Origin of the sequence: Marinobacter sp. C1S70 (genome assembly GCF_000475355.1) — a bacterium.
GTDB lineage: Bacteria > Pseudomonadota > Gammaproteobacteria > Pseudomonadales > Oleiphilaceae > Marinobacter > Marinobacter nauticus.
The window spans coordinates 100,411-118,101 of record NZ_AXBW01000084.1; the positions used below are offsets into that span (position 1 = coordinate 100,411).

Below are 17,691 nucleotides of genomic sequence, written 5' to 3' on the forward strand. Positions count from 1 at the left end.
CGTGGCCAGAGCACTGTGTACCCGCTGTGGCTTGCACCCGAACACCTGCGTATGCGAGGTTTGCGAGCAGGTCGACAACCGCCATCGCGTCATCATTTTGCAACACCCGTCAGAAGTCGGTCACAGCAAGGGTACGGTGCGAGTACTTCAGCAGTGCCTGACCCGGGTGGAAGTACTGGTTGGCGAGAGCCCTGCCTCCTTTTCCCAACAAGGCTTGGAGCGCCTGTTAACCGGAACCCGCACCGGACTGTTGTTTCCATGTGCTGACAGTCAGCCCGTGGAGAGCAACGCGGCAGGCCAGATCGACCAGTGGCTGGTTCTGGATGGCACCTGGCGTAAAGCCGCGAAAATCCTGCACCTGAACCCGCAGCTCCGGCAGTTGCCCTGCTTTCATTTCGCTGATCCACCAGCTTCACATTACCGTATCCGAAAGGCCCCAAAGGCCGGGCAACTCTCAACCGCAGAGGCCGTCGCCTACCTTTTTACATTGACCGAACCGGCCACAGATACCGAGCCATTACTCAGAGCTCAGGACGTACTGATTCGAAAACGGCTGGCCTTCGTTCCGGACCACCACAAAACCAAAGACCATGAAGCGCCCGATCCTGAACTCCCAGGAAGTCTCACGAATTATTGAAATGCCCTGGGAAGGTGACGAACCTGCACGATTTCGTTATGTTGAGGCAATCGCTGAGCAAAGTGGTGACAATTTATGGCATGGATCTCAGATAAAACAGCGGCAAACGAGTTGAGAGAGCAAAGTGCCAAGGTTCACAGAGGCGACCTTGAGGCCCTGCTTGAACGACAAAAAGCCGTTGAAGAGAAAGTCAAAAACAGCGGCAGGCTGAATCGTTTCTCTACCGATATCAAGCTGATGTTCTCGCTGATTCGCGATTACTGGTACGGCCACTACCGGGCCATACCCTGGAAGTCCGTCGCTGCGGTAGCCGGAGCGTTGCTGTACGTGCTGAATCCGCTGGACCTGATTCCGGATCTGATCTTCGGCTTCGGCCTGGTTGATGATGCCGGTGTGGTTGCCTTGTGCCTTAAACTGGTCGAATCCGATCTGCACCGCTACGCTGCATGGAAGGAGCTTCACTCATCATAGGATGAGGGACCAACCGGGCATTGATTAATAATCAACCAGGGAGTATTCTCCCGCCCCCTTAATCGTCACCTGCACAGTTCTGGAGTTACTGTGGATTTCGCCACCCTTATCGGCCTCGTCGGCGCCATTCTTCTGATTTCTTCGGCCATTATCCTGGGCGCATCGCCAGGCATGTTCATCAATCCGCCATCCCTGCTGATTGTGATCGGCGGTACCTTGCTGGTGGTTCTGGCCAAATTCAGTCTTGCCCAGTTTTTTGATGCCTTCAAGGTGGCAGCCCGAGCGTTCAAATTCAAACTGCCCGAAACTCAGGCCAGCATCGAAGAACTGGTGGAGATTGCCAGCATCGCTCGAAAAGAGGGCGTTCTTGGTATCGAAGGGAGGGAGGTCAGCAGCCCTTTCCTGGGCCAGGGTATTCAGATGCTGGTGGACGGACAGGACGGCAACACCATCAAGCAGCTCCTCAACAAGGAACGCCTGATGACACTGGAACACAACCGGTCGGGCGCGAAAGTGTTCACCGCCATGGCAGATGTGGCTCCGGCCATGGGTATGATTGGCACGCTGATTGGCCTGGTGCAGATGCTGTCCAACATGGAAGATCCCAAGTCTATCGGGCCGGCCATGGCCGTAGCCCTGCTGACCACGCTCTACGGCGCCATGATCGCCACAATGATCGCTACCCCCATTGCCGACAAGCTGTCCCTGCGCATGACGGAGGAGGCCCGCATGCAATCGCTCTATATTGATGCCCTCGTCGCCATCCAGGAAGGCACCAACCCGCGCATTATCGAGCAGATGCTGTCCAGCTATCTTTCGCCCAAAGAGCGGGCCAGAAACGGCGATGCGGAAACGGCAGGCGGTTAAACATGGATGATTTGCCAGAAGAGGAAAAGCCCGGGATTCCTGCGTGGGTTGTCACATTTGCCGACCTGATGTCGCTGCTGATGTGCTTTTTCGTATTGCTCCTGTCGTTTTCGGAAATCGACGCCCAGAAGTTCAAACAGATCGCCGGTGAACTCTCCAAGGCCTTCGGGGTGCAGCGGGAAGTGCCTGCGCTTGAGATCCCTCAGGGCACCAGCCCGATCTTCGACAAGTTTTCGCCGGCGCCGCCAGAGCCCACTGTGGTCAATGAAGTCAAACAGACCACCACCGACGTACAGCCCGAAATCCAGACTCTGAAAAGCCCCGAAGAGAAAGCCATTGAGGAATCCATCCAGGAACAGATGGACGCCAACATGGCCCGGATTCTTGAAGTGCTGGAACCGGCTATTATGGATGGCCGGATCAACGTCTCGGAAGATCAGCGCCGCATCATCATTCGCATTGAGGAGAAGGGCTCGTTTGCCTCAGGTTCAGCCCAACTGACCTGGGAATTCGAAGGCCTGCTTCTGGATATGGCGGAGGTTCTGGCCGACATGCCCGGCGACCTCGCCATTGAAGGCCATACCGATAACGTGCCCATCCGCACCGAACGTTTCTACAGTAACTGGGACCTGTCCGCAGCCCGTGCCGCCGCGGTGGCTAATGTTCTGCTGGCTCGGGAGCAGGTGACTCCGGACCGCATCCGGGTGACCGGTCTGGCCGACACCGAACCACGGGTACCCAACACCTCGCCGGAAAACCGAGCCAAGAACCGGCGGGTTGAAATCGTTATCGATCTGTCAGAGCCCATGGAAGAGCAGGAACTGCGCCTTCGCGAGCTGATTCGTTCCGAAAGCGAGTCGCAGGAAGCCATTATTGGCATTGAGCCCGGTCGGGATACGCCCAGCGAGATTACCTGGTAGTAAAACCTTGCCTCGCGCCCTATCCAGATTGGTGCACAAGCCCTTGATGCGCACGCCTCTGGTGCACTTTGACGCAGATAAATACCTCCCTCGGCGCCCTCAGGTTCTCCAACCCCCCTGCAGTACTTGATATGCATTGTTTTGGAACAGCACTTGCTTAAGTCGCACCCCAACAATGCACAACGGCTCATCAGAAGCCGCGTAATCAAAACACTCAGGAGAAAAACCCGTGGATATCACGAGTGCCGTACACACCCTGACCGAGAGCGCCAACACGCTCTTCATTCTGATTGGCGCCATTATGGTGCTGGCCATGCACGCCGGCTTTGCGTTCCTGGAAGTGGGCACTGTTCGCCATAAAAATCAGGTCAATGCCCTGGTTAAAATCATGACCGACTTCGGCATATCCGCAGTCGCCTATTTTTTCATCGGCTACTACATCGCCTATGGCGGGCACTTTCTCAATGGCGCCGCCGAACTCACCTCCGCCAACGGCTATGAACTGGTCAAATTTTTCTTCCTGATGACCTTCGCCGCGGCCATTCCGGCGATCGTTTCCGGCGGTATCGCAGAGCGTGCCCGCTTCTACCCCATGCTGATTGCCTCGGGCCTGATCGTGGCCTTCGTCTATCCTTTCTTTGAGGGCCTGATCTGGAACGGGAACTTTGGTTTCCAGGCCTGGCTGGAGAACCAGTTTGGTGCGTCCTTCCATGATTTCGCCGGCTCCGTTGTGGTGCATGCTGTCGGTGGCTGGATTGCTCTCGCTGCGGTGCTGCTGCTCGGCGCCCGCACCGGTCGCTATCGCAACGGTCGGGTCGTGGCCTTTGCCCCTTCCAACATTCCGTTTCTCGCCCTCGGCGCCTGGATTCTGACCGTGGGCTGGTTCGGCTTTAACGTCATGTCGGCCCAGACTCTGGACGGCATCAGTGGCCTGGTCGCGGTCAACAGCCTGATGGCCATGGTGGGGGGTATTCTGGTTTCCATGCTGCTCGGCCGCAAAGACCCTGGCTTCATTCACAACGGTCCGCTGGCCGGACTGGTGGCGGTGTGCGCCGGCTCAGACCTGATGCACCCCGTTGGCGCCCTGATTACCGGGGGCGTGGCCGGCGCCATCTTTGTCTACCTGTTCGAGTGGGCACAGGCGAAAATCGAGCGGCTGGATGATGTTCTGGGTGTTTGGCCCTTGCATGGCGTATGCGGTGTCTGGGGCGCCATTGCCTGCGGTATCTTCGGCCAGGAAGCGCTCGGGGGCCTGGGTGGCGTCAGCCTGATGTCGCAGATTATTGGCTCGGTGGCCGGTGTGATCGTGGCCTTTGCCGGCGGGCTCATCGTTTACGGTGCCATCAAAACCATTAGCGGCCTGAGACTGACAGAGGAAGAAGAGTTCAACGGTGCCGACCTCAGCATTCACCGTATCGGTGCCAATGCCGTTGAGTGAGTTTCCGGGCCTTATTGTGCCTGGTAACCGGTAAGCTCCATGTAACCCACGCCGGAATGGCTTCCGGTGACGGAAACCGGGCTCTCCCAATACGGATAGAGCCCGGAATTCCGGTAATCCCCTGCCGGCGCGGAGACCTCAAGGTTCACGTCGAAAGCCGGAAGGGTTATCTGCCAACGGCGCGGATAACCGGCTGGCTGGCCCACAGAGGTCAGCCCGATCTGTTCCGGCCCCAGCGCCACCGGCTCGCCCGTGGCTGGAATCCAGGTACCCGAGCGGAATGCCTGTTGTGTTTCCCGCAACTGGAACAGCATCAGCTTGTCCCCCGAATCCAGATGCAGGGCAAACCAGTCCCAGCCCTGCTGTCCGGCTTTGAGAAACTGGCTGCTCCACTCCCGGTCGAACCACCCAGTGCCCGCCACCCTCAACGTGTCACCCTCAAGGGTAACCGTTCCCTCAATTTTCAGATCTACCAGGCTGAAGTACATGGAGCCTTCGCCACTGGCGGATTTGGCGCTGAAACCGTCGTCACCATGAGCCACAGGATCACCTTGCGGCTGCAACAACAGATCGTAGGACCAGTGTTCTGTAGCGACCGACAGCCGCCAGCCAACGTGTCCGCTCGCTGGCCTCAGGCGCCAGTGATCCAGCCAGACTGAAAAGGGTTGGGCGGTGGCCCCGGCATGCCCGACGTCACCCCTGGCCAGCTTTTCGGCAAAGCGGTGCTGACCGCTGTAGCTCACCGCTGCGTGAGCCATCCAGGCAGCCTCCAGAGGCCAAAGTGCCGGCTTCGGCGGTTCGGATTCAACGGACCTCGGGGTCAAGGCCTGCCGGAACTGCGTCCATTGCAGACCCAGCGGCCCGCCGTTTTCGGTTTCCAGATTCGCGGTGAGATACCACCATTCAATGCGGTGCTGGGGATGAGGGCCGAAATCGGCGGGGAAGGACAGCCGGTCTCCGGGCCCGGGCTGCAGGAACTGAATCTCATGCTCAGATTCCGCCACACCGGCAAGGCCTGCGAATCCGCTCGGCTCTTCTGCTCGATCACAGGCGGTGAGTAGCAGCGCCAGAAGTACGATAACGAAACGATTCATCGTTCCCCTCCCTGCAGCCCGTGTGCGGACTCCGGCGCCGAGGCCGGGCGACGCAGCTGCAGGCGCATCAGCAAGGCAATGCTGAGGCCGATGATCAGAGCCAACACGGCCAGCTCGATCCAGAACCCCGGGTACACCGCCATCGGCAGTGACCAGCCAAAAGCCAGCGGATTGATGCGCTGGACCAGAATCCAGGTGAGCCACACGCCAAGTGGCAGTGCACAAACCAATACCGCAAAAATCAGAGCCAGGGAGACCCGGGTGAGCTGAGTCGCGGCCTGGCGTTGGGGCATACCCCAGACGATCAGCAGGCGAAAATACCAGGCGCGGGTAGAGAGAAAGACCCACACCATCAGCAACAACGCGGCGGCGGCCAGAATCAGCGTGAGGGTAGTCATGGCCCGGGTCAGCAAGAAGGTCTGATCAAAAACATCAGTGGCCAGGGTCCGGATGGCCTGGTTATCCCTCACGGTCAGCTGAGGGGTATGCCAAAGCCGGGCCAGTTGCGCCTCAACCACTTTGATCTCTTCGATGCCCGCGCTTATCGACAGGCTTCGAAAGCGGGCTTCAAAGTCCTCGGGCAAGAGACTCGCCGGCACCAGCACCTCACCGGAGGGCCGCCCGTAATCCGGATAAACGGCCAGCACCGGAGCCTGTAACCGACGGGCGCCAAGCCTGACAATGAGACGGTCGCCTACTGCAAGCTGTTGCCTTCTGGCCAACTGCTCATTGACCATTAGCCCCTCACCCCGCGCCAACGCCTGCCAGGGCGTTTCTGTTTGCGCCAGCAGGCGCCAGTTTTGCACCAGGTGACTGACCGGCCCGAGCGCAAACACATCGACAGGCACCGGCTCCCTGCCTGATGCTGCCTGCACGCTGGCCCGCCCACGAATCACCTGATGCCACAATTCCGGGCTCACCAGCTCCGGCTTTGCCGCCAGCCAGCTTACGGCAGCGGTGATATCCGCCCCTTGCGGTACTTCAATGTAGTAATCCGCTTCCAGCCGTTGCCCCAGCCACTGATCAAAGGTGTCCTCGAACGTGGTTACCAGGGCATGAACCGCCAGCACCAGTGCCAAGGCAAACTGCAGGGCCACCAGCGGTAACGCCAGCCGACGCACCAGGACTGCGACTTCCTGTAGACGCCAGCGAATCAGCGGATCCCCGGTGTTACGGGCCAGCCAGCGGACAACCCCGGCAATCGCCAGCGGGGCCAGCCAACCGGCAGCGAGAAAAACCAGTGCCACCGCCAGGAACAGCCAGATCAGAGTTGGTGCCCACAGAGATACTGCCAGCCCCAGGGCCAGTAGCACCGCAAAAAATGCCGGTTGCACCCGAGTCAGGAGCGGCCCCGACGAGTCCCGAACGCCCGCCAGGCAAGCGGCCACGATCACCGCCACCATGGTCAGGGTTGGCAGCCACCAGTCCTCCCCTCCACCGGCATAGAGCGGACGGTCGAACAGGCCTTCCAGGGCCTGCCCAAAGCCATCTGCCAAAACCAGTGACAGCGCCCGCCCCAACCAAACCCCGGGCAGTATGCACACCAACGCCAGCAGCAGGTTTTCCACCAGCAACAGTCGGCTGAGCTGGCTCCTGTTCACGCCATAGCGATACAGCAAAGCCAGGCTTTCCCGGCGTTGAGCCAGACCCAGAAGGAACACACTGCGCAACAACAACGAGGTAATCAGCAGGACCAGCACTCCGAGCGCATCCAGGTTGAGCAGAAAACTGTCACCCAGCTCTGCCGTGTCAGGCGCAACGGCGAATGCCTGATAGCGGTAGCCCGCCGGTGGTGGCGACTGACCGTCGGCTTGCGACACCAGCAGAACCAGGGCCGATGCTTCGGCTGAGGCCTGGGCGGCGGCTTCGCTGATATCGACGAAGGGCTTGCCATCGAGTTCGCCCTGCCAGGGTGCTGGCGTGTGTCCCGGCTCGGCAAAGCAATGGGCCGCCAGCGGATCAATGCCCACCAGCCGACCGCGCCCCGGTACCGGCACTTCCAGCCAAGGCATCACGCACAGGCCCTGGCGCCGAAGGTTAACAAAGTCCTGTACCGAAACCGGATTACCGTCCTCTCGCACCAATTGCTGTCGCTCGGCGACAGCACGCTCGCTCTGTTCAAGGCTGGTCCTGGCCTGGCTGGTGAGGTGATGTATCCCGGTCCAGAGCGCGCTGGCAAGCAGGATCATGGCAGCCAGCGCGGCCAGCTGCAGGGGGTGACGACGATAATGACTGAACAATGCGATGCGGGGAGACATAGGTCTTCAGGGCCCGCCCTGGTGCCCGAGGTCCAGTTGATGCAGGCAACGGGCTGCCAGGTCCGCATCGTGGGTCGCCAGCACCAGCCCACAGCCATGGCGGGCCTGGAGTTCGAACAACTCATCGGCGACAGTCTCAGCCGTCCTCCGGTCCAGGCTACCGGTCGGCTCATCCGCCAGAATCAGTGCCGGCCGGGTAACAAATACCATGGCCAGCGCAGCCCGCTGGCGTTGGCCACCGGAAACCTGATCCGGATAACGCTGGCCCAGCTCACCAATGCCCAACCTCTGGAGCCAGTCGCCAGCGCTGGTGTCGTCCCGGCCAGCCAGGCGCGCTCGCAACCGGATATTATCCAGCAGGGACAGGGTCGGCATCAGGTTGGCATCCTGAAAGACCACGCCGAGTCGGCTCTGCCTCAATTCGCACCAGGTCCGCTCCAGGGCCTTGCCCGTTGGCGCGCCATCCCCGGCCAAAGGCTGTCCCAACATCGCCAGCCGACCGGAACCGGGAGACTCCAGACCACAAAGAACATTCAGCAGCGTGCTTTTCCCGGAACCGGACGGGCCGGTGAGCGCCAGCGACTCGCCTCGCCCCAGATGCACACTCAGTTCCCGCAACACGGTCACATGCTGGTCGCCGCTCTCGAACTGTTTACTCAGACCGGTGACACTGATCAGGTTATCGGCCATGTTTTCTCCCGGTATTCAGTCGGCAGCCCCCAGAGGTTCTGCCGCACCGTTCCTGCGTTGGGCACGCCATTCCCGGAATTGCTCGACCCAGGACAACAGCGCTGGAATCACCAGCAGCACCAGGAAGGTGGACAGTCCCAAGCCAAAGGCAATCGACGTTGCCATGGGAATCAGGAACTGGGCCTGCAACGACGTTTCGAACAGCAGCGGTGTCAGCCCCCCGATGGTCGTCAAGGACGTCAGCAGCACCGCGCGAACCCGCTGCACGGCGGCCTCATTCAGGGCATCCGTGATGTCCAGCCCCTTCTGCCGTTGCTGATTGTAGAAAGCCACCAGAATAATGGCGTTATTCACCACGATACCGGACAGGCCGAACAACCCAAACAGCGACAGTATGGTGAGCTGCAGCCCCATGATCCAGTGGCCCAGGAGGGCACCGACCAGGGCAAAGGGAATAATCGCCATGACGATCAGGGGCAGACTCCAGGATGCAAACACCCAGGCCAGCACCACATACATCAGGGCCAGGCCGATAAGCAGCCCCGTTTGCATGTCCGCCATGGTTTCGCGTTGATCGGCCGAGCGGCCCTCAAAGCTGTAGCGCACACCGTGGCGACTGGCGATCTCCGGCAAAGGCCCGGACTGCAGGCTTTCAAGAATCTGGTCGGTGGTGGCAACCCGGGTATTCAGCGCCGAGGTGACCTCCACCGCAAGCTTGCCATCGGCATGGCGCAGGGCCTGGAATCCCTGGCGGTGATCCAGGTTCATCACCTGGGTCAGCGGTACAAAACGGCCATCGGGGATGCGGATGGTCATGCGCTCCAGGGTGGAATATTGTTCCCGTTGCGCCCTCGGCAACTGCACCCGGACTTCCACCTCATCGCGACCATCCTGGTAGATCTGGGCGATCCGGCCATCAAATGCCGCCCGCAACTGTCGGCCCAGATCCACAGTGGTCAGCCCTAGAGCCTCACCATAAGGGCTGACCTGATAGAGCAACTGTTCCCGGCCCCAGGGCATATCGTCTTCCACATCCAGCACGCCCGGCAGGGTATCCAGTGCCTGGGCCACTTCATCCGCTGCCCGCTTCAGGGCCTCTGCGTCATCACCGGTCAGTCGCACATTGACATCTCGCCCGGGCGGGCCGGCCTGGCGCTCATTGATGTTCAGGGCATCGAGTCCGGCCGGCAGCGTCATACGGCTGCGCCATTCCCGAATGAACTCGGCATTGCGCACAGAACGGCTGTCCGAAGGCACCAGCTCCACCAGCATGGAGCCAAGCTCGTCATCGTTCCGGGAACTGCCCTCAGCCCCTTGAGTAGCGCCGTAGGTGGTCACGGCATGGAGTACGAGATCGCCACCCAGGGCCTCCTCCGTTTCAGTGAGTGAGCGCTGCATTTCCCGGATGAAGCGCGCCACCGTGTCCTTGTCCGTGCCCGCCACAAAGCTGGCATTGGCGTAGAACACCGATGGTTCCGGCGTCGGGAAGAAATTGAACCCAAGCCGTCCACCGGCCAGCAGGCCGACGGTGACAATGGCCAACGCCAGTGCCGAGGCTACGGTCATGCCCCGGTGCTTCAGGCTGTAGCGGGAGAACCGGCGGAAAGGGCCGTCGCGGAAGGTATCGAACCGTTGCTCAAATCCCCGGCGCAAACGGGCCACGGCGTGAGGGCGTCGCTCTGGCTGATTCTCGGAAACCTTGCGGACAAAGGCATGGCGAAGATGGGCTGGCAAGACCACAAAACACTCCAGCAGAGAGGCAATCAACACGCAGATCATCACCACCGGAATATCGCCCAGGATATTGCCTATTACACCTCCCACCACCAGCAGTGGCATGAACGCCGCCACCGTGGTCAGGGACGAAGCCAGTACTGGCCAGACCATACGCTTGGCAGCGCCTTCGGCGGCATAGATGGACTGCTCTCCCATACGGGCATGGGCGTCCGCGTCCTCCCCCACCACGATGGCATCGTCAACGATCACCCCCAGGGCCATGATCAGGGCAAACAGGGAAATCATGTTGATGGAGCCGCCGATCAGCCATAGCACCCCCAGGGCGGCGAGAAAGGCGGTGGGAATACCCACCGCCACCCAGGCGGCGACCCGCCCGGGAAGAAACAGGTAGAGCAGCCCCACCACCAGCACCAGACCACCCAGGCCGTTATTCACCAGCAGGGAAATCCGGTCTTCAATCAGCTGCCAGGTTTCGTCGTACACCTTGATATTTACGGTGGCCGGCAAGGTCGGGCGGGTATCCGTCAGCCAGGACTCAAACACCCGCGCGGCGGTCAGGGAGTTGCCGTTTTCCGCCCGCTGAAGCTGCAGCTCTACGGCGGGCATGCCGTTGTTTTCCATGACCGTCTGGTTGTCCCGGGCTTCCTGGCGGATGATGGCTATGTCACCCAGTTGCATGCGGATGCGATCACCGCTGAGTACCGGAATGGTCTCGAAGGCCTGGGGGCTGCGTCGCTGTTCCACCGCCCGCAGCTCTCGGGTGGCATCCTGCTGAGCCATCATCCCCGCCGGCAGGTCACGGGACAGCGACGCCACCCGATCGGCAATCTGTTCCAGCGACAGGCCCAGGGATTCCAGCCGCTCCACCGGCACATCAATACTGATCTGCTGCTCCGGCAGGCCCCGGAGCGTGACCCGGTCGATGCCCCGGTCCAGCAATTCATCTTCAAACCGGTACACCAGCTGGCGCAACTCGGCCCGGTCGACATCACCGTAAACCAGCAGCCGGGCCACCGGTTCGTACCGTTCAACCCTGGCCACCTGCGGTTCTTCGGCATCCGCCGGCAAGTTATTGAACTCGTCGACCTGCTGGCGCACGTCATCCACTGCCTGTATCGGGTCGGTGCCTTCATGGAATTCCAGGGTAATGGACGACACCCCCTGCGCCGACGTGGAGGTCATCTTCTTGAGGCCGTCGACGCTGCGCAGACGCTGCTCCAGCGGATCGGTAATACCGCGCTCCACATCCTCGGCCGACGCACCACTCCACACCACCCGCACGCTGACCACATCCAGGGCGAAAGTAGGGAAGAACTGGATATTCATACGAGTCAGGGCCATTACGCCACCGAGCAACATCACCAGCATCACCAGATTGCCGGCCAACCGGTGATGGACAAAAAAGCCGATCACACCCTTTTTGCGACTCATGAGGCCGGTGCTCCCTTGCTATCCGCCAGCTTTACTTTCAGGCCGGTGATCGCATTGGGCAGGTGGGTGGTGATCAGGCGCATGCCCGGTTTCAGGTGTTCACTGGCGATCAACAACCGGCGCTCGCCATTCTCACTGAGTGCCTCGCCAACCCGTTGCACCGTCACCCGCTGCATACGGTTATCATCAGTCATGATGTAAACACTGTCGGCCCCGTACAGTGCACTGAAGGGTATGGTAATCAGGTTGTCCCTTGCTGGCCGCTGCAGCAGCAGTGGCTGCAAGGCCCCGGGCCGCAAGGCTCCCGATTCCCCGTTCAGCTCCAGCACCGCCTCGGTACCGGCCGGATCAGACAGGCCAGCAAACCGGACCAGCTCAAAGCGCTGGCCGGAATCCTCGGTGGTAGCGGTTAGTGTTGCCCCCTTGGCCAGGGCATCCACCAACTCGCCGAGATACATCTGCGGCACCCGCGCCCGGACTTCCAGCCCCTGTATCGGATAGATGCTCAACAACGCCTGATTGCGGGATACCTGATCGCCAGCCGCCACTTGCAGGTTGGTGACCATACCGTCAAAAGGCGCTGTTGATACCGCCCGCTCACCGTCAAGTTCTGCCGAACTCAGACTGGCCCGGGCGTGCGACAACCGGGCTTCCAGGCTTTGCAGCCGGGCCGGATGCTCGGCTATGGCCCGCTCCCGGATACGAAGGGTCAACTCCGCCCTCGCCAGCGCATCGGTGGCAGCCTCAAGGCTTTCGCGGGAGGCCAGGTTACGCTCAACCAGCGACTGAATACGCTCAAACTGGCGACGGGCGTTGTCCAGAATGGCCTTTTCACTTTCCAGGGATCGCTGATCGTTGCGGTATCGCACCTGTTCGGACCGCACCTGCGCCTCCAGGTCGGCGACCTGGGCCCGGGCCTGGGCAAGTACCGGCTCGATATCGGCGGAATCCAGCGCGATCAGCAAGTCACCTTCGCTCACCTGCTTCCCTTCCCGTACCGGTAACCGGTCAATACGCCCGGCCAGAGTCGCGGTGATGGTCTGCAGATCCGGCGCTACTACCTCACCATACAGAGGCAACACCGGGGTCGCTTGAGTGGGATTGATCTCCTGCACCTGCACCAGCCAGCTGCGCTCAGTGGCGGATACTTCCGCCGGTTCCGGCCGGGTTGCCTTCAAAAGCAGGAAGCCGGCAATACCCAGGGCGATCATCAACAGGGGAAGCAGTTTTCTGGACATGGACAGTCAATACTCTGATTAAATGAAAGTGCGCGAAGGCAACGAATTTACTATACAATTTTCAACAGGTTCCGGATTACTCCGGCAGGTTTCCCGGCTTCAGGACCGACTCCGTTGGACGCCACTCACGATACTCTGATCAACGTCACCCTGCTGAACATCCTTCTGGTGTGTGCCGTTGTAGTGATACATAACGAAGTCCTGATCCGTTTGAGTAGCCTCTTGGGACGAATGCGGCAAAGCCACCACTTCCGCTTGATCGTCGCAGTGCTCGGCTGCCTTACCGCCCATGCTCTTCAGGTCTGGATATTTGCCACGGCCTTTTATTTCATGCACCATGCCGAGGGCTGGGGCCAGCTAACAGGCAACTTCAGCGGCACCATGCTGGACTGTGCCTATTTTTCTTTCACCACCTTCACCACCCTGGGCTATGGCGATATCGAGGCGATTGGCCAACTCCGGTACCTTACTGGCATTGAAGCGCTTACTGGTTTTCTGTTGATTACCTGGAGCGCGTCCTTCCTGTTCCTGGAAATGCAGCGCTACTGGCCAACCCGGTAGCAAATGACCCGGCGTCAAATCCACCGGCAACGCGCAAGTGTGTAGTACAGAAGCGGAACCACCAGAACCGTCAGCAAAGTGGACATGGCCAGGCCAAAGACCAGCGATATCGCCAGGCCGTTAAAAATCGGATCGTTCAGAATAAAGTAAGCACCCACCATCGCCGAGATCGCCGTCAACGCGATGGGTTTGATGCGCACCGCGCCCGCCAGGACCACCGCTTCGTCCAGCTCTACGCCTTCGTCGATCAGCTGCCGGATAAACACCACCAGCAGGATCGAGTTGCGCACGATGATCCCGGCCAGGGCAATCATGCCAATCATGCTGGTGGCGGTGAACTCGCGCCCCAGCAGCGCATGGCCGGGCATGATGCCGATCAGGGTCAGCGGTATGGGCGCCATGATCACCAGCGGCAGAATATAGGAACGGAACTGCGCCACCAGCAGAACGAAGATCATAAACACACCCACGCTGTAAGCCGCGCCCATGTCCCGGAAGGTTTCGTAGGTGATCTGCCATTCGCCGTCCCATTTCAGGGTGCCCTTCTCCGGCAATGGGGGCTGGTCGATGAAATACTGCTCCGGGGCCCCCGCTTGCTGGTTCAGACGCTCGACCATGGCAAACATGCCATACAGCGGCGAATCTATCTCCCCCGCCATGTCCGCCGTCACATAGGTCACCGGCAGCAGATCCTTGTGGTAGATCGCGCCCATCCAGTCGGCTTCGCGAACGTCGGCAATGCTTGCCAGGGGGACCAGTGCGCCGCTGCGGCTCCGCACCTTCAGCGATAACAGCACCGATGGCTGGGCCTTGTCGCCTTCACCCAGAATCACCCGTATCGGAACAGGGTATTTGGCATGATCATCATGCAGGAAGCTGACCCCGGTTCCCCCCAGGGCGGTCTGCAGGGCACCGACCACCTGGGCCTGGGAAACACCAAGGCGTGCCGCACGGTCCCGATCCACCACCACTTCCCACTGCCGTGTGGGTGCCTCCAGGGTGGTGTCGATATCCACCAAGCCATCGACGCTGGTCATGCCTTCGGCCACTTGCCGGGCCAGCTCTGCCCGGCGGGTTTCATCCACCGCATAGATCTCGGCCACCACGGGTGAGAGTACCGGCGGCCCGGGTGGCACTTCGACAATCTTCACACTGGCTCCGTACCGGTCACCGATTTCGGTCAGTGGGTCCCGGAGGGATTGTGCAATCGTATGGGACGACCGGTCCCGACTCTCTTCATCCATGAGATTGATCTGTATATCCCCGTGGTAGGGATCGCCACGCAGGTAATACTGCCGCACCAGGCCATTGAAATTGATGGGTGAGGCGGTGCCGGCGTAGGTTTGCCAGTTGGCCACTTCGTCCACCGTTTCCAGGTAGCTGCCCATATCCAGCAACACCCGCTGGGTCTGCTCCATGGGCGTGCGCTCGGGCATGTCGACCACAACCTGAAGTTCCGACTTGTTGTCGAACGGCAGCATCTTCAGGATCACCGCCTGGAACACCGGCAATGACGAAGCCACGAGGGTAAGACCCACCACCCCCAGTGCCAGCAAACGGCGCCGCCAGGGATGATCCCCCAGGAATGGCCCGAGCACGGTCCGGAAAATTCGCAGGGATAACGGGCTGACGCCATCCGCAGAGCTGGACGCCTCCTCGGCTTCGGCAGCCTGCTGCCCCTTCTTGTGTTTGAGAAGCCTGAAAGCCAGCTAGGGGGCCACCACGAAGGCGACAACCTGGGACAGCACCATACCCGCGGAGGCATTGATCGGAATCGGGCTCATGTAGGGGCCCATCAGGCCACTGACAAACGCCATCGGAATCAGCGCCGCCATGATGGTGAGACTGGCCATGATGGTAGGCGTGCCCACTTCATCCACGGCCACCGGGATGATGTCCTTGACCGCACGACGGGAGTTCTGGATCCGGCGATTGATGTTCTCGGTGATGACGATGCCGTCGTCCACCAGGATGCCGATGGAGAATATCAGCGCGAACAGGGACACCCTGTTCAGGGTAAATCCCCATGCCCAGGAGAACACCAGGGTCAGCAGCAGGGTAATCAGAACCGCGATGCCGACAATCAGGGCCTGGCGCCAGCCCATGGCCGCCAGCACCAGCAGCACAACGCACAAAGTGGCGGAGATCAGATCGGTAATCAGTTTGCGGGCTTTCTGGGAGGCGGTTACGCCATAGTCCCGGGTGACCAGCACTTCCACCGATTCCGGCAGGGCCCGGTTGCGCAGCTGGTCCAGACGCTCTTCAATGGCCGTGGTGATATTGATGGCGTTCTCGCCCGGCTTCTTGGCGATGGCCAGGGTAACTGCCGGATAAACCTCGCCGGGCTGGCCAGCCACGCCGGCTTCCCGGGGCGGCCCGAATCCGGTCATTACACTCTGGTCCGCCACGGTGCCTCCCCGGCGGACCTGCGCCACGTCCTCCAGGTACACCGCGGAGCCATTGTGCATGCCCACGACAAGGCGCCGGACATCCTCCACGGTTTCCAGCAGCGTTCCGGCCTGGACCGGTATCGACAGGTTGTCCCGGGCAATCCGTGCCTCCTGGCTGCTGGTGTTGGCCGCCATCAGGGCGTTCCGGATGTCATCGATGGTGAGGTTGAACCCCGCCAGCAACGCCGGATCGAACCGGATATCGACCCGATCCGGGATCCCGCCGGTGGTATAGACATCCCGGGTGCCGGGGACCCGTTTCAGGGCGACTTCCAGCATGTGCGCCAGGCGAGTCAGTTCCTCCCCCGTATGCCCGTTGACCGGATCATAGAGAGTGAGTGTCATCACCGGGACATCATCAATGCCCTTGGGCTTGACCACCGGCTGGGCAGCGCCCAGGTTGGGCGGCAACCAGTCCTGGTTGGAATACACCTGATTGTAGAGCCTGACCAGGGCTTCCTGCCGCGGGATGCCCACCTCGAACTGCACCGTGATCACCGCCTGGCCTTGGCGGGACACGGAATAGACATGCTCGACGCCCTTGATCTCGCTCATCACCTGTTCGGCCGGCGTGGCGATCGCGCTTTCCACCTCCCGGGTGCTGGCGCCCGGAAACGCCACCATGATATCGGCCATGGTGACGTCAATCTGGGGTTCTTCCTCTTTGGGTGTGACCACCACAGCCAGCACGCCAAGAATGATCGCCAGAATGGCCAGCAACGGTGTCAGGTGGTTGTCCTGGAAGACTCGGGCAATGGCGCCGGAGGGGCCAACAGGCGGCAAATCACGGCTCACGGGTTCGACTCCTCGCCCGTTCTTTCAAGCGGACTCAGGCGCTCGCTGCCCACCAGGACAGACGGGTTTGTGACTACCCGCTCGCCCTCGCTCAGGCCCGCAAGAACCTCCAGCCGGCCATTGTCCCGCACCCCGGTGCGAACCTGCCTCAGCCTGGGCTGATCCTGATCATCGAGCACAAATACCGCCCGGAGCTCGCTGCGCTGGATCAGGCTGCTGAACGGAACCCACAGGGTCTCGCGGCTGGCAACCGGCACACTGACCTTCACCAGCATGCCGGGAAACAGCGAGCCATTGGGCTCACTCAGTCGCATCCGCAGACGGAAGGTGTGAGTTTGCGGATCGGCATAGGGGTAGAAGGTCATCTCACCGGTTTCCAGCACCCGGCCATCAGCCAGGGTGACCTGGGCCTGACGCTCCATACGGGCCAGTTCGGCATACTTCTGGGGAAGATCCACCACAACCCGGAGCTGCTCCAGGGACAAGCCGCTGAGCAGCGGCTGGCCGGGGTTGACCGCTTCTCCGACTTCGACATGCCGTTCGGTAAGAATGCCACCGTAGGGTGCCAGCACACGGGTATAGGAGAGTTGCTCCTGGGCCTCGGAAACCGAAGCCCGGGCGCGTTCGACCCGGGCCCTGGCAGCGGCAAGGTTGTTGCGGGCCTGGTCGAATTCCTGCCTGGACACAAGGCCACGCTCGTGTACCGCTTCAATACGCTCAAAGCGCTGCCCCGCATCCGCCAATGCCGCCTCGGCCTCCTCAAGCCCGGCCTCGGCCTGGCGCAGACGGGACCGCTGCTCGCTGTCCTCCAGCTGGACAATCAGGTCCCCGGCGGCCACGGAATCATCAACGTCGAAAGGCAGGCTCTGGACGGTGCCACTGGTCTGCGCGGAAACAGTACTTTGCTGTACGGCCTCAATAATGCCATCGAGGTGCACAGTCTCTTGCAGTTCGCCTCGCTCGGCGACCGCTGTTGTCACCGGCTGGGCAGGCGACGCCTGCTGTGCCTGCGTCGTTGGGGCCAGCAAGCCCAGAGTGATCATCAATCCTGCAGCAGCCATTCGCCCCATGAGGCCCTCCGGGAAATCGTTTTGGTTATTACCT

At 60.9% G+C, this 17,691-nt stretch carries 12 protein-coding genes and 1 pseudogene; 6 read left to right on the forward strand and 7 right to left on the reverse strand.

The features are described 5' to 3' along the window. Position 1 precedes the first annotated feature (1 nt). From Q669_RS18150 to Q669_RS18170, 5 genes are all read left to right on the forward strand, one after another. Positions 2-637: a tRNA-uridine aminocarboxypropyltransferase gene (locus Q669_RS18150; RefSeq protein WP_036149968.1), complete on the forward strand. Its 636-nt coding sequence runs from the start codon at positions 2-4 to the stop codon at positions 635-637. Positions 638-712: 75 nt separating this feature from the next. After that, positions 713-1,108 carry a YkvA family protein gene (locus tag Q669_RS18155; RefSeq protein ID WP_022993370.1) on the forward strand — a complete coding sequence of 132 codons (396 nt, stop codon included), beginning with the start codon at positions 713-715 and terminating at the stop codon, positions 1,106-1,108. Positions 1,109-1,198: 90 nt separating this feature from the next. Further along, positions 1,199-1,975 (forward strand): flagellar motor protein PomA, encoded by a 777-nt coding sequence (gene pomA, locus Q669_RS18160; protein ID WP_014420230.1) that lies wholly within the window; start codon positions 1,199-1,201, stop codon positions 1,973-1,975. A gap of 2 nt (positions 1,976-1,977) precedes the next feature. Continuing rightward, positions 1,978-2,895, forward strand: coding sequence for a flagellar motor protein MotB (locus tag Q669_RS18165; protein ID WP_022993371.1), 918 nt, complete (start codon positions 1,978-1,980; stop codon positions 2,893-2,895). A gap of 229 nt (positions 2,896-3,124) precedes the next feature. Further along, a complete protein-coding gene (locus Q669_RS18170; protein ID WP_011783865.1) occupies positions 3,125-4,333 on the forward strand; it encodes an ammonium transporter in 1,209 nt (402 codons plus the stop codon). An 11-nt stretch (positions 4,334-4,344) separates the two neighbouring features. Here Q669_RS18170 and Q669_RS18175 read toward each other — a convergent pair whose 3' ends face one another. Genes Q669_RS18175 through Q669_RS18195 form a run of 5 tightly spaced genes read right to left on the reverse strand, consistent with a single transcriptional unit; the run spans position 4,345 to position 12,781 of the window. Next, positions 4,345-5,427, reverse strand: coding sequence for a lipocalin-like domain-containing protein (locus tag Q669_RS18175; RefSeq protein WP_022993372.1), 1,083 nt, complete (start codon positions 5,425-5,427; stop codon positions 4,345-4,347). Further along, entirely contained in the window at positions 5,424-7,685 is a 2,262-nt protein-coding gene (locus tag Q669_RS18180; RefSeq protein ID WP_022993373.1) for an FtsX-like permease family protein, read from the reverse strand. Before Q669_RS18180 ends, Q669_RS18175 begins: the two co-directional genes overlap by 4 nt. Positions 7,686-7,691: 6 nt before the next feature. Then, complete coding sequence (locus tag Q669_RS18185) at positions 7,692-8,375, reverse strand: ABC transporter ATP-binding protein (RefSeq protein ID WP_022993374.1); 684 nt, start codon at positions 8,373-8,375, stop codon at positions 7,692-7,694. A gap of 15 nt (positions 8,376-8,390) precedes the next feature. Beyond that, positions 8,391-11,543 (reverse strand): efflux RND transporter permease subunit, encoded by a 3,153-nt coding sequence (locus Q669_RS18190; protein WP_011783861.1) that lies wholly within the window; start codon positions 11,541-11,543, stop codon positions 8,391-8,393. Next, positions 11,540-12,781: an efflux RND transporter periplasmic adaptor subunit gene (locus Q669_RS18195; RefSeq protein ID WP_022993375.1), complete on the reverse strand. Its 1,242-nt coding sequence runs from the start codon at positions 12,779-12,781 to the stop codon at positions 11,540-11,542. The genes Q669_RS18190 and Q669_RS18195 overlap by 4 nt, the downstream gene beginning before the upstream one ends. Positions 12,782-12,895: 114 nt before the next feature. Between Q669_RS18195 and Q669_RS18200 the strand changes: the two genes are divergently transcribed. Continuing rightward, positions 12,896-13,342, forward strand: coding sequence for a potassium channel family protein (locus Q669_RS18200; protein ID WP_022993376.1), 447 nt, complete (start codon positions 12,896-12,898; stop codon positions 13,340-13,342). 14 nt (positions 13,343-13,356) lie between these two features. On the opposite strand, the pseudogene Q669_RS20040 reads toward Q669_RS18200, so the two are convergent. Further along, a pseudogene (locus Q669_RS20040) lies at positions 13,357-16,587 on the reverse strand (efflux RND transporter permease subunit). Further along, complete coding sequence (locus tag Q669_RS18210) at positions 16,584-17,657, reverse strand: efflux RND transporter periplasmic adaptor subunit (RefSeq protein ID WP_022993379.1); 1,074 nt, start codon at positions 17,655-17,657, stop codon at positions 16,584-16,586. The pseudogene Q669_RS20040 and the gene Q669_RS18210 overlap by 4 nt, the downstream one beginning before the upstream one ends. Between the last annotated feature and the right edge of the window lie 34 nt (positions 17,658-17,691).